Source organism: Microbacterium sp. NPDC055502 (genome assembly GCF_053643635.1).
Map to the genome: position 1 here is coordinate 1054311 of NZ_JBSHKJ010000002.1, position 14261 is coordinate 1068571.

At 66.0% G+C, this 14261-nt stretch carries 17 protein-coding genes, 1 tRNA gene and 1 pseudogene; 6 read left to right on the forward strand and 13 right to left on the reverse strand.

Annotation, left to right across the window (positions count from 1 at the left end):
- Positions 1-16: 16 nt before the first annotated feature.
- The 5 genes from ACWH95_RS16140 to ACWH95_RS16160 all read right to left on the reverse strand — a co-directional run bounded on the left by ACWH95_RS16140 (position 17) and on the right by ACWH95_RS16160 (position 5748).
- The gene (locus tag ACWH95_RS16140; RefSeq protein WP_454120981.1) at positions 17-1105 is read right to left on the reverse strand and encodes an SAVED domain-containing protein; all 1089 of its coding nucleotides are present in this window, start codon (positions 1103-1105) and stop codon (positions 17-19) included.
- Between the two features lie 140 nt (positions 1106-1245).
- Positions 1246-1335 (reverse strand): HNH endonuclease, encoded by a 90-nt coding sequence (locus tag ACWH95_RS16145; RefSeq protein ID WP_454120982.1) that lies wholly within the window; start codon positions 1333-1335, stop codon positions 1246-1248.
- Between the two features lie 79 nt (positions 1336-1414).
- Positions 1415-3286 (reverse strand): Druantia anti-phage system protein DruA, encoded by a 1872-nt coding sequence (locus ACWH95_RS16150; RefSeq protein WP_454120983.1) that lies wholly within the window; start codon positions 3284-3286, stop codon positions 1415-1417.
- On the reverse strand, positions 3287-5158 hold the full coding sequence (locus ACWH95_RS16155; protein WP_454120984.1) for an ATP-binding protein: 1872 nt from the start codon (positions 5156-5158) through the stop codon (positions 3287-3289).
- A gap of 77 nt (positions 5159-5235) precedes the next feature.
- Positions 5236-5748, reverse strand: coding sequence for an RNA polymerase sigma factor (locus ACWH95_RS16160; RefSeq protein WP_454120985.1), 513 nt, complete (start codon positions 5746-5748; stop codon positions 5236-5238).
- Between the two features lie 264 nt (positions 5749-6012).
- Between ACWH95_RS16160 and ACWH95_RS16165 the strand changes: the two genes are divergently transcribed.
- The gene (locus ACWH95_RS16165; protein ID WP_454120986.1) at positions 6013-6249 is read left to right on the forward strand and encodes a MarR family transcriptional regulator; all 237 of its coding nucleotides are present in this window, start codon (positions 6013-6015) and stop codon (positions 6247-6249) included.
- Here the strand turns inward: ACWH95_RS16165 and ACWH95_RS16170 are convergent.
- The 5 genes and pseudogenes from ACWH95_RS16170 to ACWH95_RS16190 all read right to left on the reverse strand — a co-directional run bounded on the left by ACWH95_RS16170 (position 6246) and on the right by ACWH95_RS16190 (position 8765).
- Positions 6246-6881, reverse strand: a complete 636-nt coding sequence (locus ACWH95_RS16170) for an XF1762 family protein (RefSeq protein ID WP_454120987.1) — start codon at positions 6879-6881, stop codon at positions 6246-6248. The genes ACWH95_RS16165 and ACWH95_RS16170 overlap by 4 nt on opposite strands.
- A 54-nt stretch (positions 6882-6935) precedes the next feature.
- Positions 6936-7802, reverse strand: a complete 867-nt coding sequence (locus tag ACWH95_RS16175; protein ID WP_454120988.1) for a tyrosine-type recombinase/integrase — start codon at positions 7800-7802, stop codon at positions 6936-6938.
- Between the two features lie 63 nt (positions 7803-7865).
- Positions 7866-8045 carry a hypothetical protein gene (locus ACWH95_RS16180; protein WP_454121011.1) on the reverse strand — a complete coding sequence of 60 codons (180 nt, stop codon included), beginning with the start codon at positions 8043-8045 and terminating at the stop codon, positions 7866-7868.
- Positions 8046-8279: 234 nt separating this feature from the next.
- Positions 8280-8366, reverse strand: a pseudogene (locus tag ACWH95_RS16185) (hypothetical protein); the annotation flags it as partial.
- Positions 8367-8510: 144 nt separating this feature from the next.
- On the reverse strand, positions 8511-8765 hold the full coding sequence (locus ACWH95_RS16190; RefSeq protein ID WP_454120989.1) for a hypothetical protein: 255 nt from the start codon (positions 8763-8765) through the stop codon (positions 8511-8513).
- 4 nt (positions 8766-8769) lie between these two features.
- On the opposite strand from ACWH95_RS16190, the gene ACWH95_RS16195 reads away from it, so the two are divergent.
- Together ACWH95_RS16195 and ACWH95_RS16200 are read left to right on the forward strand one after the other, a co-directional pair.
- Positions 8770-9318 (forward strand): hypothetical protein, encoded by a 549-nt coding sequence (locus tag ACWH95_RS16195; protein ID WP_454120990.1) that lies wholly within the window; start codon positions 8770-8772, stop codon positions 9316-9318.
- On the forward strand, positions 9200-9565 hold the full coding sequence (locus ACWH95_RS16200; RefSeq protein WP_454121009.1) for a tyrosine-type recombinase/integrase: 366 nt from the start codon (positions 9200-9202) through the stop codon (positions 9563-9565). The genes ACWH95_RS16195 and ACWH95_RS16200 overlap by 119 nt, the downstream gene beginning before the upstream one ends.
- 208 nt (positions 9566-9773) lie before the next feature.
- On the opposite strand, the gene ACWH95_RS16205 is transcribed toward ACWH95_RS16200, so the two are convergent.
- Positions 9774-9847: transfer RNA gene (locus ACWH95_RS16205), tRNA-Pro, on the reverse strand.
- Positions 9848-10036: 189 nt separating this feature from the next.
- Between ACWH95_RS16205 and ACWH95_RS16210 the strand changes: the two genes are divergently transcribed.
- The 3 genes from ACWH95_RS16210 to ACWH95_RS16220 all read left to right on the forward strand — a co-directional run bounded on the left by ACWH95_RS16210 (position 10037) and on the right by ACWH95_RS16220 (position 11735).
- The gene (locus ACWH95_RS16210; protein ID WP_378803822.1) at positions 10037-10633 is read left to right on the forward strand and encodes a GNAT family N-acetyltransferase; all 597 of its coding nucleotides are present in this window, start codon (positions 10037-10039) and stop codon (positions 10631-10633) included.
- Positions 10634-10695: 62 nt separating this feature from the next.
- Positions 10696-11364: a lysoplasmalogenase family protein gene (locus tag ACWH95_RS16215; RefSeq protein WP_454120991.1), complete on the forward strand. Its 669-nt coding sequence runs from the start codon at positions 10696-10698 to the stop codon at positions 11362-11364.
- Positions 11364-11735, forward strand: coding sequence for an RNA-binding S4 domain-containing protein (locus ACWH95_RS16220; protein WP_136031223.1), 372 nt, complete (start codon positions 11364-11366; stop codon positions 11733-11735). The genes ACWH95_RS16215 and ACWH95_RS16220 overlap by 1 nt, the downstream gene beginning before the upstream one ends.
- A 28-nt stretch (positions 11736-11763) precedes the next feature.
- Here ACWH95_RS16220 and ACWH95_RS16225 read toward each other — a convergent pair whose 3' ends face one another.
- Both ACWH95_RS16225 and der read right to left on the reverse strand, forming a co-directional pair.
- Entirely contained in the window at positions 11764-12696 is a 933-nt protein-coding gene (locus tag ACWH95_RS16225; RefSeq protein WP_454120992.1) for an NUDIX domain-containing protein, read from the reverse strand.
- Between the two features lie 61 nt (positions 12697-12757).
- Positions 12758-14230, reverse strand: coding sequence for a ribosome biogenesis GTPase Der (der, locus tag ACWH95_RS16230; RefSeq protein ID WP_454121010.1), 1473 nt, complete (start codon positions 14228-14230; stop codon positions 12758-12760).
- Positions 14231-14261: the final 31 nt, after the last annotated feature.

Here is a 14261-nt window from a genome sequence, read left to right on the forward strand (position 1 = left end):
CGACCTCCCTTGTTTCTTAGTGCACCGTGAGCGCGTTCACGTAGCCTTGTGCGCTCGTTCGTTGATAGATGGCTAGTTCGGGTTGGGCGTCGCGCATGTGGAGTCGCCCCATCTGGATCGCCGCTGGCGCCGGGACAGCTGCAACGACGTGGACGCGAGAGACTGTCGGGAACTCTTTCTCCACGAGGGAAAGAGTTCGTTGCCAGCCGTCCGAAAACCGGTCGAGCGCGGCCCTGGTGTCGATCACGCTGGGGCCGGGCGTTTCAGTCGCAAGACTGAGCGCTACACGGGGCAGGCCGCGAACCCGCGGAGGGATCTCGTCAAGTTTGACGTCCGCGGTTACGTTCACGGTCAAGAGAATCTCGTCGAACGGTTGTGTGGCTGAGTCGTTGTTGGTTGTGGACACGTCATACGCGGGCGAATGCGCATCGTCAGTGGCCCAAGCCCATGCTCGCGCGTCGTCGGATCTCGCACGGCGGAAGAGGACAGTTTCGCTCTTGTCGTCGAGGCGGGAGCCAAGGTGTACGAGCAGAGGGATCGGGGCGAGCGCGAACACCGCTGCCACCTCGACGTCGCTGGCCTCGATCGCGGCCTGAAGCGAATCTACGGCCTGATCGATACGCTGAATGCCCCTCGTCCACGACCAGTCGGCGTCTTCAGGATCGTCAAGCATGACTTCGTACATACCCGTACGGGTGGCCTCGCCGAAGCCCGTCAGATGGAGCGGGTGGAGCGCTTCGGCAATCTGCCTGGCAGAAGCTGGAGCGAGCGTTCCTCGTATCTTCCCGGTGACTTTAAGGACGGCAGCCGGTCGTAGGGTCGCAAACTCAGTAACTTCTCGGACACGGCGTTCGTGCGTCATCTTCGCATCGCGGAGATACTCGGCAGTGAAGAACCCGACCATTTCAGGATCATCGATCCGTCGATGGCATTCGTGGCAGAGCAAAAGGATGTTCTCTTCGGCCGAGCGTTCTCGCAACGACAAAGACGACTTGCCTCTCGGCGATTTGGCGCCATCAGTGGCTCCGACGTTGTGGGCGAGTTCTGCAACGGAGCGGGAGTGGAAGAAGCTTCTAGTGTCAATGAGGTAGGCAGCACAGAGCACGCAACGGCCTGCAGAACGAGCCCATACCCGGTTCTGAACTGATGGCAGTATCGCGATTCGATGTATCTGTGAACTAGGCATCTGACAACACCACCCTACGTCCGAAACGTCTCAGGCTATCCCTCGTATCGAGCGCCCTTTCACTGAATACACGGTCCGCAGAGCGCCTGCAGATTGTCGAACTCGTCGGACCCACCCCACGACCATGGGAGGATGTGATCGACTTCCATTTCCTAGAGCGTGCCAACGTTCCCGCAGTGGTTACATGCATAACTATCGCGGCGTATGACCGCAAGCCGAAGAGGGAGGTCATGCCGGGCCCATCGCGCTTCTGTCGACATTCATGTCCTCCAAGCGGGGCGGCTTCCTCTGCAACACCGGAGCTGTGGGCTTCTCCCGGCCGTCAGACAGCAAGAGACTGAGCGGTCTCGTGATTGCCCATGCAAGCACCGGCGTGACGCGGTCTGAGTTGTCGAAGACTACGCAGAGCTGCCCACGCCTCGTGCCCGTGTCCTTGAGAAGGGACTCGCGCGTGCCGACCATCGCTTCGGTCACCTTGTCGAGCGTCGAGGCGACATCGAAACCGACTGATTCCGAGAGTTCGTCCGAGGTGGTCTTGGCAACATTGGACTGCACTCCAGTCTTGCGGACCGCTGCACGTAGCTCCATGACGGACTGGGCCTTGAATCGTTCGGCGGGATGTATGCCGATTCGGAGTCGGCCGATCACGTCTTCCAGCACTGGATCGGAATCGTGGCGGTCCCAGCCTCGTACTTCGCGTTCGCCATTGGCCCATGCAATGTCGGCCGCGCTGATCGCGAGGCCGGGGCCTTCAAGACGGCTGATATAGGCAACACCATCTGAGACCGCCCCGGCAGGGGTGCGACCGTGGACAACGCGAGCTGCGGTGCCGATTGCGAGCGAGTACGCGCCCATGTCCACTCGCCCAGGAGTCGGAGCAGTTGCCGATGAGGTGAAGCCTAGGGAGGCCCGGGGCAGGAGCCTGGCTTCTTCGCGGTTCCAGAGAGCAAATCCGGGTCGACGCTCTGCGCGGCCGATCGCCCAGCGGTTGCGGTAGTACTCGCCGATTCGTTCGGTGGGTAGGTCGAAGGGCTCGATCTCGTTGGTCTCGCCGCGGAGGTAGGCGTCCCACCCGACTGCTGTCGGGGCGAGAAAGACTTCGCGCTTGATGTTGTGTTGCAAGTTCTCGGCGGGGATCTCCAGTTGCGTGAGTGCCGTACGGATGATCCGGAAGCGCCAGTTGGGACCACTTCCGTATACGGTTGATCCGACTTTCGCGTTGGGGTCGTCGAGCACGACGTCGCGGACGTAGTCGCGCAGTTCTACGAAGAGTTCGTCAGAGAACTGGAAGTGACCGTAGCCCTTGGTGAAGCCAACCGAGCGGAACATCAGTGCACCCTCGAAGGTGATGCGGTTGTAGACAGATGACCTGCCGAGTGCTGAGGACGTCGTGATGAGGACGGGTGTGGGGTCTTTGATCTGCTTTCGGATGCCGGTCTCTTGCCCGTCGTACTTGTGGAATAGGAAGTCGCGGGTCTCGTTTGAGATCGTCAGAAGTGCGGCGAGTTTTCCTCCCAGCAGTTGCCGGTAGGGCTCAACGGCACCGAGAACGAATGCGTCGTACACGTTGTAGAGCCGGTTGTTTCGCTGCTCCGTGTTCCATCCGATGGTGGTGTCGCGTGCGGATTGGGCGATAACTGGGTCTCCTAGGGCGAAGATCGCTATGAGTTTGCCGTTCTGCCGGTCCCTCACGAGGAATCGAGTGCGGCGTCCGTACCCGTTTGAGACTGGTACTGACCACTGCAGGGTGGCGTACTTGAACACGTCGACGTCTTGCGGAGTTCGGACGGGAATGACCACCGGGTCGATTCGAGCGGGATCGATTTCGTCACCGTTCGCGAAGTTCTGCATAAGGTCGTCTTCGCGCCCGAGCAGCCACTTTCGAGCTGACTGCAGGCGGGCGCCGCGTTGGCTGCCGTGCGCCTTCCGGAACTCTTCCTTCGCCATGTTCGGGTCCAGGGTCTCTGCGACCTTGATCCGGCCCTGCACCATCGCTAGTTCGTCAAGCACTCGGTGCTTGAGCTCTTCAGCGTAGGAGGGTGGATAGGCGAGTCGGGGCTGCGCCGGGCAGCTTGCGCCGCCCGGCGTTGCTTCCGTCATCTACTTGGCCTCGTCTTCCGACTCGAAGTCGTCGGCGAACTCGTCGTCGTCAGAGAACTCTTCTTCGACCCACGCGGCCGGGTCATCCTCCTCGACATCCTCTCGGGAGGTCGCGTTGTTAAAAACGGCCGGGTGAAGGTCGAACGCAGTGGACAACTGCCGCGACCAGGCCCGGCGCTCCGCGCGGTAGAAGATCTTCTGATCACCGGTGGCATCCAGTTCGTTGGTCGCGAGTACCCAGAGCATCAGTTCGAGTCCGGAGCGCAACTCGGCCTGGTCGTCGTTCAGCTTGCTGTAGAGCTCGCGGTACCAGGCGTGTGCCTGGTTGATGCGAAGCACAGTCTGGCTGCCGACCATCAGCGGCGTGTAGAACGGATCGTCCTCGGCGTCAGTACTGAACTCCACCCTGTACGGCTTCTCACGGTGCTTGCGCTCCTGAGCCTTGGCCACCTCCTTCTCGTCGACGCCGGTCTCCTTCGCGAGTCGCTTGACGGTGTCGTCAAAGTTTCGCTGAGCTTCCTCCTGCGACTCCTTACTCGCCTTGCGAGTGCGCCGAACCTCCTTCTCGACGGCCTTGGCGATCGTCTTTTCAGAGGCACGAGTGGCCTCGCCATCGTTCGCGGCGGCGTCGCGTTCAGCCTTCTCCTGTTTGCGCTGCAAATCGATCTCTCGCACCAAGGCGCGGTGCGCGCGAATCACGCCTGCGGCGTCGAGCATCCGCTCGAGTCGCTCGGTGAAAATGATCGTCTGCTTGTCAGGCGTGACGCCGAACAACTCATCCAGTTCAGGCGGGAAGTCGATGGCGACCCCCACCTGACGGGCATAGTTGTTCCAGGTGATGACGTCGGGGCGAGCGAGTTCGATGAATCGTCCGTTCCGGGTAACAAAGAAGCCGTTGTACGCAGTGCGGATGCGCTGGCGCACGTGCGCGGGGCGACCCTTGCCGCCGGTGTTGACCGCGGCCTTGTAAGCGGCGGTACCCAGCAGAGAGAACCTGACCGTGACTGTGTGCTCGTTGCCGTCCGGATCGTTCGCCGTGAAACGGATAGGGCTGTGCGACTCAGCGTTCGGAGAGCCGGGGATGTCGTAGTAGCGGTATCCGGGCGTGGTGAAGAGAACGTCGACCGGCTCCACCGGGTCACCGTCGATGTAGAGCTTGCATACGTCGAGCCAGCCCGCGTAGGTGATCCCCAGTTGCTCCCGGAAGCGTCCCGAGGACTGCTGGACGTTCGGCCACGTGAGCCGGTCGAGAGTGCTCCACACGACCACGGTACGCACCGCATCCTGTCCGTCAACGACCTTGCCGGAGTCGATGTACTGAACGACCCAACCCGGCAGCGGCTCCTCGGTAACGGCGGGCAGTTGCACGGTCTGCCCTTCCACGATGAGGTTATCGAGATCGACAGCCACCTTGGCGAAGAGCTGGCCGTCGCCCGTGCGGGAATAGACGCTGAACTTGCGTCCGCGGTTGACGGAGGCACTAGGCAGGCCGAAGCCGAATCGTCCGAAGACGTTCCGCTTGCCCTCGTTCGAGGAGCCGCCCCACTTAACCGCGTGTGGGAGGAAGGCAGGGTCGATGCCGGCCGCGTCGTCAATGAACGCGATCTCGGTGATCTTCGCACCCTCGGTGCGGTAGACGAGGTGGACCTGTGAGGCGCCGGCTTCAATGGCGTTGTCGATGATGTCGCCAGCGGCGTGCGCTTCATCCGCGTAACGGACGGAGCGCATGGACTCGGCAAGCATCTTCTCGTCGACGAGGCCAGCGGTGCCGCCGGTCTGGGCGGCGGCCTTCTGGTCTTCAAGATGCCGCTTCTTGACGTACTCGCGCTGGCTTGCCAGATGCTCTGCTGCGGTGTTCAGGGGCTGCTTCATGATGGTGTTCCTTTTCTCTCTGTTGCGCGGCGACGGTTGCGCCGCGTGGGCTGGGCTTGGGCCCAGGCATGTGAAATCTATGCCGCGAGCCAGAGCTGGCGGAGTGAGGCACGAGCGCGGACGATCCGGTCGTGCGTAGTGCTGGTGGAGATCCCGGTCTCCGCAGCGACCTCCGAGACGCTCGCACCGTCGAGCACGGGGCTGAAGGCGGACCGCTCAGCGACAGGGATCTTGTTGAGCAGGTCGGTCACGATCGGACCCGTGAAGTCGATGCGGCTGTCCGGAGCGTCGATCTCTTCCAGAAGGTAGCCGTGCTCGTCATAGACGAGGGGCTGCTGGTTGCGAATGTCGTCCATGACGCCGTTGAGCGGTCGTGTGTAGTAGCTCGCGTACTGGCTGTAGGTGAAGGCGAGCTTCACGAGCGGAGTACCTGTCTTGCGACTTCCTCGAACGGCATCTTCGAGGATCTTGGAGACGATGTCTTCGCGGTCTTCTCGGGTGAGAAGTCGATTCGACTTGCGCTTCACGATGGCGCACAGCTTTTTGATGTCAGCGATCGTCAGATCGCCGAAATGATGGTTTTCACCCACGGGGCTCAATCCTTTCGTTGGAAGGAGAGCCTCACGGCGGGTGCCGCGACAGAGGTTAAGTCTCAGGATGCGTTCGTGACGGCGCTGTTGGCCGGCTCGGACCCAAGGCTCTCTTGGTCTGTAGTTGTAGGTCTGAGGATAGCAGCGGCCTCCGACAGAGTCGATGAACCTTGCGGAGATCGTGCTGCCCTCACTGTCTAGAGGTCACGGCTCGCACCGATCATCCGGACAGGAGGAAAAAGCCCGGTCGGTACGCTGAGGAGCATGGAGTCGATCGACGAGGAACAGGTCCGGCTGTTGACCTACGTGCGGCTCAGCCCTGGCATCGCGGTATCCAAGCTCTCGCGTCTGCTGCGCACTACGCCAGCCATGACGCGGCGTCAGGTCGAGGCGCTCGAAGCGCAAGGCCTTCTGGAGCGCCGTAACCACCCGGACCACCCGAATGCCAACGAACTGCACGTCACAGCGGCAGGCGTGGCAGCACTCGGCGCTGAAGACTAGAGACTCCTTCGAGCGCCGATCGATCTCGACGATGAGGATCGTCGTTGGAGATCCGGCTCCCAGAGACGTTTGTCCACGGTGGGATGCTTGTCGGTGCGAGGCCTCCCGTCCCGATTCCACGACGCTCCGCGCACTTCATGCACGATGCGCCAGCCCGCGGCACGCAGGCTGGTTCCGGGTTCTGTCGCGAGCGTGTAGGTCCCGATTCGTCGGTAACCCATCGCGCGACCTGCCCGCCACGCAGCCGAGTAGAGCGATGACGGCGCGTTCGCACACCCGTCAGTTGCGAGCCTCGTGACTTCAAGGGTCAATCCATCGTCACGATGCCGAGAGACAGGACGCCCGACGATGGCGACACCTCTCATCTCGCCCGACTCATCGACAACGCCGATCGAGAACTTGTGCCCAACGACCTTCTTGTGGTGCCGGTGATGGGACTCAACGAATGCGTTCGCATCAGCGAGCGAGATCGGAACGACCATCAGTCGCACACTCGGCTGTTCGCTCACTCCCACGCACCTCCATCGGGTCAAGCCCAGGAGGATCGCTGGGCCGTCACCTTGTAGGTGCTCTGCCGCCGTCCGCGCCCTTGGCATACTCCTGCCCCGCTCAACTACGCGAGAACGACACATTCAGACGACTTCCGCAGCAACTCTGACGGTGGCACACCCGTTCGCGACCTCCCCTCATCCAGCCCTCCCGAACACCCGCTCGAGATGCTCAGCCGTGACGGGGTTCACGGTCTCGTTGCGCTGTATGTAGTGCTGCATCGTGATCCTCGGGTCGGTGTGCCCGAGGAGTTCGGAGGCAAGGAGCGCGCCTTGTGCGTCGTTGACGACGGTCGCGACGGTGCGGCGGAATCGGTGCGGGGTGACGTTCTCGATCCCGGCCTCGTCCATCACGTCGCGAAGGAGCCGGCGGATGTTGTTCGTCGTGTGCGGCGTCCCGACCCGCGTGCTGAACAGGAGCGCACCCGGTTCTGTGTCTCCTGTACGGAGAAGGCGTGAGCGGATCGCCTGCAGCGCGAACGACGGCAGCGCGACGCGGCGAACCGAGCGATCCGTCTTCGGATGATCCTGCCGGTGCGTCGGCTCACCCTTGCGACTGATGATCGTCCCGGCGATCCTCGCTGTCGGGATCAGGCCGTCCACGTCGAGATCCTGGAGTCGGATGGCGAGGACTTCGCCGATGCGCGCAGAGGTGCCGAGTATGACTTCGACGATCTGCCCGAACTGCCGATCCGGCCTCGGTCCCGCCAGAACCCGCCGGGACTCCCAAGCCTTTATCGCCGCCCGGATGTCCTGCACCTCGCCGATCGTGAACGCGTCGGGGATGGTCTTCGTCCGGTGGAGCCGGGAGACGTGATCCATCGGGTTGCGGGGCAGAATCTCGTGGCGGACTGCGAGTGCGAGTGCGAGGCGGAGGACAACGCGGGCGTGCTTGGCGCGGCTGTAGCTGCGTCTGGCGAGTTGCTTGAGGAAGTAGTCGCAGCGGGCGACCCCGATCTCCCGGAGGGTGAGGTCTTTGAACGCGGGGAGGACGAGGGCGCGCATGTCACGCTCGTAGAGATTCCTCGTGGTTCGGGAGAGGCGGTCTTCTATCTCCAGGTCTTCCAGTCAGTAGGCGACGAGCTCCGGGAACGAGCTGTCGGCGCTCATCCCGTTGAATCCGGGCTGGTAGAGGGAGCGTTCGGCGAGCTTCTGCTTGAGCTTGCGCTCCGCGGCGGCCCGTGAGGAGCCCGTGGCTTGGACGAGTCGGTTGGTGCCGTCCCAGTCCCGGTAACGGGCGCGGGCCACATGGTTGCCGTTCGGCTGGGCGCGGGTGGCGATGATCCCGAAGGTGCCGATGGGTGTGCGGGGCCTACCCCCGCGCGCCCTCCCCTGCTTCGGGAAAGGTGGCAGCCCCGATAGAGGCGGCGGGCTCGCGCATGGCGTCCATCCAGGCGCGGATGTCGGTGATACCGAACATGATGCGCTTGCCGAAGCGGTAGGCGCGGGGCCTTTGCCGTTGGTGCGCCAGTCGTAGACGGTGGGGACCGGGACGCCGAGGTAGTCGGCGAGTTCATCGATGTTCAGGAGCGGTTCCGGGCCGTGCGGGCTGGACTGGTGTTGATTCATCCTTCCAGTCTCGAAGGACAGATGACGGGGTCTGTTCTCCCGCCCTGCTCCCCCGTCGAGTTGCCCGCCGCCTGACACGCGAATCAGCGCCTGACGTTGCGGCGTCGCTGTTCGAACGGTGCGGGCGAGGTCGCGATGCAGTTCCTATGGCATGCGCGCCGTTGCCGGTTCAGCAGGCTCAATCGGCCGATGTGTACGGCGGTCGCGGCGTCGGGTTGCCGACTCCTCAAGGCGAGCGCGGATGAGGAGGACAACGCTGATCGGGCCCATGATGAGGAACTTGACGGCGTTCCAGCAGAACAGGAGCACGAAGAGGTTCAGCCAGCCGGGGCCGCCGTCCTCGATCAGGGTGAGGCAGTAGTTCGCGGCGAGGAAGTACGGCACGGCGAGGAGCATCACGGGGATGCCCCATAAGAACTCGATCGCCCCGCTCGTGCGGGTCCTCGACGAAGCAGTGCGCAATGGGCTCATCCCGATCAACCCCGCGAAGAACCGTGCCAAGCGCAGCCTGAACCGCAACGCCTTCCGTCTCCAGCCTGCGGAGGATGCTTCCCCACGCGCCCATGCGATCCCGGACATGGGCACGCTGACGAAGCTCGCGGAAGCCTGCGGGAAGATTCACCAGTCGTACTCCGACTTCGTCATGCTCGCAGCGCTCCTCGCCGCGCGTTCTTCCGAGGTCTCAGGTCTCCAGGCCGGTGACGTCCGCTTCGATAAGAACATCGTGGTGATCGCCCGGCAGACGTACCCCGGCAAAGGCGGGCTCATCACAAAAGCAGACCAAAGGCCGCAGAGAGCGACGCGTCCCGATCCTCGACCCGCTCCGCCCGATCCTGGAACGCCTCGCGGAAGGCAAGGAGCCCGACGACCGGCTGCTGGTCGGCCCGAAGGGCGGCGCTCTCACGACGGCGACCGTGCGGGACGCGACGAACTGGGACCAGATCGTCAGTGATCTCGGCCTGCCCGACCTCACTCGGCACGGCCTCCGGCACACCGGCGCGACCTGGATGGCAGACGCCGGCATCCCGCTGCACGTCCTCCAGGACATCCTCGGCCACGCCTCCGTCGAGACCACCCGCGGATACGTGCACCCCGACGACCGGCACCTCGCATCAGCAGCGGAGCAAGCCAACGCCTTCCTGGCCCGATCCTCCAAGGCAAGCAGACCGAGCCGGCGCGAGGCGTCGAGGTCGCTGTGACGGGTAGCCAGAAGCCACGATCAGATGCTCTGGTCCCCTTTTGGTCCCCTTATCCACAGGCGACGACTTCCAGAGAGCCAGCGACGCCTCCGCCGTACACGGGCTGGCGCCGATACCATCGCGAGGGGACCAGAGGGGGACCAACGAAAACCCGTCGCCAGACATGACAAAGCCCTGATGAAAATCGCTTCTCATCAGGGCTTTTCCGTCGGGATGACAGGATTTGAACCTGCGACCCCTTGACCCCCAGTCAAGTGCGCTACCAAGCTGCGCCACATCCCGTTGTTTAGTTTTCGAGCTACTGCGCCGCCGTAACCCACTTGACCCCCAGTCAAGTGCGCTACCAAGCTGCGCCACAGCCCGTTGTTCTGCACTCTCGCGCAGGCAACTCCCCTATCTTAGCCGTACCCGCGGCCCTCTCGCGAACCGGGGCGTTGCGGGGTGTCGGAGCCACCGCGTACCGTCGCGGTCATGCCGACGATCACCACCGAACTCGCCACGTCCGACCGCTGGGACGACGTGCAGCACGCTCTCACGGGCGGGGGCGACGGTGCGAGCTGCCAGTGCATCTGGCCGATGCTGAGCAACAAGGACTGGAACACGACCACCACGCCGCAGCGCACCGACATGTTCCGGGCCGAGATCGACGAGGGTCCACCGCCCGGGCTCGTGGCCTACGTCGACGGCGAGGCCGCGGGCTGGATCCGTATCGGACCGCGCACCGCCCAGGCCCGCATCCCCCGCACGCGCATCATCGCCGCGTCGTCCGCCGAGCCGTTCGACGACCCGTCCGTGTGGGCGGTGACGTGCTTCGTGGTGCGCCGCGAGCACCGGGGCACCGGACTCAACGCGGCACTGCTGCGGGCGGCGGTCGACTACGCCGCGGCCTCCGGAGCGCGTCTGGTCGAGGGGTACCCGGTCGACACCCGCGGCGAGAAGCAGCGCGCGAACGACCTGTTCCACGGCACGCTGAACACCTTCCTCGGCGCAGGCTTCACGGAGCAGACGGTCATGAAGCCCGGACGGGTTCTCGTGACGCTCGACCTGTCCTCCCGCACCGACGCATGACCACCACCCCGCGGCACACCCCCGCGCCCCCGGATATACCGCCGCGGCCATACGATGAGGGGATGCGCCGCCGCACCCTCCCCCGCCCGATCGTGTGGGCGTTCGCGCCGTACGTCGCGGTGTCGCTGCTGCACGTCGTGCTGCTCGCGCTCGACCACGACCTGGCCGCTCCGACCAAGCTGCTGCTCATGCCGCTGCTCGCGGTACCGGTGCTCGTGGCCGCCCCACGCCTCCGGCCGCGCTCCGCCCTCGTGCTCGCGCTCGCGGCGCTGCTGTTCTCCTGGCTGGGCGACGGCGCGGGGGCGCTGTTCCCCGCCGCCCCCGAGCTTCCGCTCATGCTCGGGTTCTTCGGCCTCGCGCACGTGGCGTACATCGTGCTGTTCGCGAGGCACCTCGCCCGGCGTCGGCTGCCCTGGTGGACGCTGGTGTACGCGGCGTGGTGGGTCGCGATGATCCTCATGCTCGGGCCGCACACCGGCCCCCTGCTGATCGGCGTCGCCGCCTACGGGCTGCTGCTGGGCGGCACGGCCGCGATGGCCGCCCGCTGCCACCCCCTCGTCGCGGTGGGCGGCGCGTTCTTCCTCGCCAGCGACACGATCCTCGCGTTCCGGCTCTTCCTCCCCGATGCCCTCCCGGCCTGGAGCAGCCCCGCCGTGATGGCGACCTACACGCTCGGACAGGGGCTCCTCATCGCGGGCACCCTGGTCGTCCTCGCACGGAAGGCCGCGTGATGGTCGACAGCGTCCGCGTCGACAGCTGGCTGTGGGCCGTCCGCGTGTACAAGACCCGGTCGGCCGCGACCACCGCATGCCGTGCGGGGCATGTGCGCGTGAACGGCGACAAGGCCAAGGCCGCCCAGACGGTCCGCATCGGCGACGAGCTGCGCATCCGCATCTCGGGGTTCGACCGCATCCTCATCGTCCGGCAGCTGCTCGTCAAACGCGTCGGCGCCCCACTCGCCGCCCTCGCCTACGAAGACCGCACCCCCGAACGCGAACCGCAGGCCGCGCTCGGCCTGCGCGACCGCGGTGCCGGTCGCCCGACCAAACGCGAGCGCCGCGAGATCGACCGCCTCCGCGGCCGGGACACCCCGTCCGACTGACCCCGCGGCATCCGCTCGTCCGCACGCGTCAGGCGTCCAGCAGCCTCCGCAGCCACCCGCTCGACCGCACCTGCGCGCCCGCGGCCTCGACCCGCGCCTGCAGCTCCCGGTCGCTCGTGACCGCCAGCACCCGCTGCGCCCCCGCGACCCGACGCTCGACCTCGGCCACGATCGCATCATCGCCCGCGGCCTCGGCCCGCACGACCGCCAGCGCCGGCTCCGCGACTCCGGCCTCGGCGGCACCGGTCTCCGCGGCCTCGGTCCCGATGTCGCGGGCACGACCCTCGACCACGAGCGCCACCTCCGGGTACCAGTCGTCTCCGTCGAGCCCCAGGTCGTCCGCGGGCACCGCCAGCCCGGCCAGCCGGTCACGCAAGCGCGCGGCCGCACCGGCTCGGTCCTTCCACCAGCCGTCGGGCACCGACCCGACCACGTTCGCCCCGTCGACCACCACGGCCGGGAACACATCGAGCTGAGCACGCAGCATCGGCCACGCCGCCCCGAACCCCGGGTGCAGCGGCAGCTCGTCCACGCGGTTGACCGGGACCCACTCCAGCGCCACGCTCTCCGGATCGCTGATCACCGGGTCGAACGGGCTGCGCACATCGGCGACCACCGTCGTGTACGACCAGATGCCGAGGTCGAGCACGCTCGTGAAGCGCGGACGCACGGCACCGTCCGGCACGCCCGCCTCCTCCTGCGCTTCCCGGATCGCTCCGACGATCGCCGACTCGCCCTCGTGCAGCGCACCGCCGGGCAACCCCCACGTGCCGCCGAAGTGGCTCCACGACACGCGGTGTTGCAGCAGTATCCCGCGCGTCGTGTCGACCGCGAGCAGACCGGCCGCGCCGAACCGCCCCCAGTAGCGCTCCCCCGTGTCTGCGACCACCCAGGCGTCGCCAGGGTTGCGCGGTCCTTCGGGGCGACGCGGTTCGCCGGGCGCGGGGGGTACGACTGTCACCCCCTCAGCTTTTCACAGCATCGGGGTCGCGGCGCCACCCGGCGACACACGCCGGAACGCGTCAGCGCTGGCGGCGCTCCCGCACGCGCATGTTGATGACGATCGGCGTCCCCTCGAACGGGTAGAGCTCGCGCAGGCGCCGCTGGATGAACCGGCGGTAGCCCGGGTCGAGGAACCCAGTCGTGAACAGCACGAACGTCGGCGGACGCGTCGAGGCCTGCGTGCCGAACAGGATGCGCGGCTGCTTGCCCCCGCGCAGCGGGTGCGGGTGCTCGGCCACGAGCTCGGCGAGGAAGGCGTTGAACTTGCCGGTCGGGATGCGGCGGTCCCAGTTCTCGAGCGCCGTCTCCAGCGCGGGCACCAGCTTGTCGAGGTGTCGCCCGGTCTTCGCGGAGATGTTCACCCGCGGAGCCCACGCCACGTGCGCGAGGTCCTGCTCGATCTCGCGCTCGAGGTACCGGCGGCGGTCGGCGTTCTCCAGGTCGTCGTCGTTCAGGCGGTCCCACTTGTTGAACGCGAGGACGAGCGCGCGGCCCGACTCCAGCACGAGGTCGATGATCCGCACGTCCTGCTCGCTGATCGTCTCCGACACGTCGAGGACCACGACGGCGACCTCGGCCTTCTCCAGCGCGGCCGACGTGCGCAGCGAGGCGTAGAAGTCCGCGCCCTGCGCCATGTGCACGCGGCGACGGATACCGGCCGTGTCGACCAGACGCCACATCTTGCCGCCGAGCTCCACGACCTCGTCGACCGGGTCGCGCGTGGTACCCGCCAGGTCGTTCACGACGACGCGCTCCTCCCCCGCGGCCGTGTTCAGCAGCGAGGACTTGCCCACGTTGGGGCGACCGAGGATCGCGACACGTCGCGGCCCGCCGATCTCCTGCTTCGCGACCGCCGAGATTTCGGGAAGCTTCTTCAGCACGGCATCCAGGAGATCCGCCACGCCGCGGCCGTGGATGGCCGAGACCGGGTGGGGCTCACCGAGACCGAGGTTCCACAGCGCGGCGGCCTCCGGCTCCTGCCGGGCGTCGTCGATCTTGTTCGCGACCAGGAACACGGGCTTGCCGCTCTTGCGCAGCAGCTTGACCACGTGCTCGTCTGTCGAGGTGGCGCCGACCATCGCGTCGACCACGAACAGCACCACGTCGGAGAGGTCGATCGCGACCTCCGCCTGCGCGGCGACCGAGCGGTCGATGCCGCGGGCGTCGGGCTCCCAGCCGCCGGTGTCGACGAGCGTGAAGCGCCGGTCGTTCCATTCGGCCTTGTAGGTGACGCGGTCGCGCGTGACGCCGGGGGTGTCCTCCACCACGGCCTCACGACGACCGAGGATGCGGTTCACGAGCGCCGACTTGCCGACGTTCGGCCGTCCGACGATCGCGACGACCGGCAGTGCGGGCAGGAACTCGATGCCGTCCTCGCCCAGCGAGACGCCCGCGAGGAGCGCGGCATCCTCGTCGTCCAGCTCGTAGTCGGCGAGACCGGCGCGCAGGGTCTCGGCGCGCTGCTCGGCGAGGTGCTCGTCGAGGTTCTCCATCTTCTCGGCGAGCTGGTCGGGGCCGCCTTCG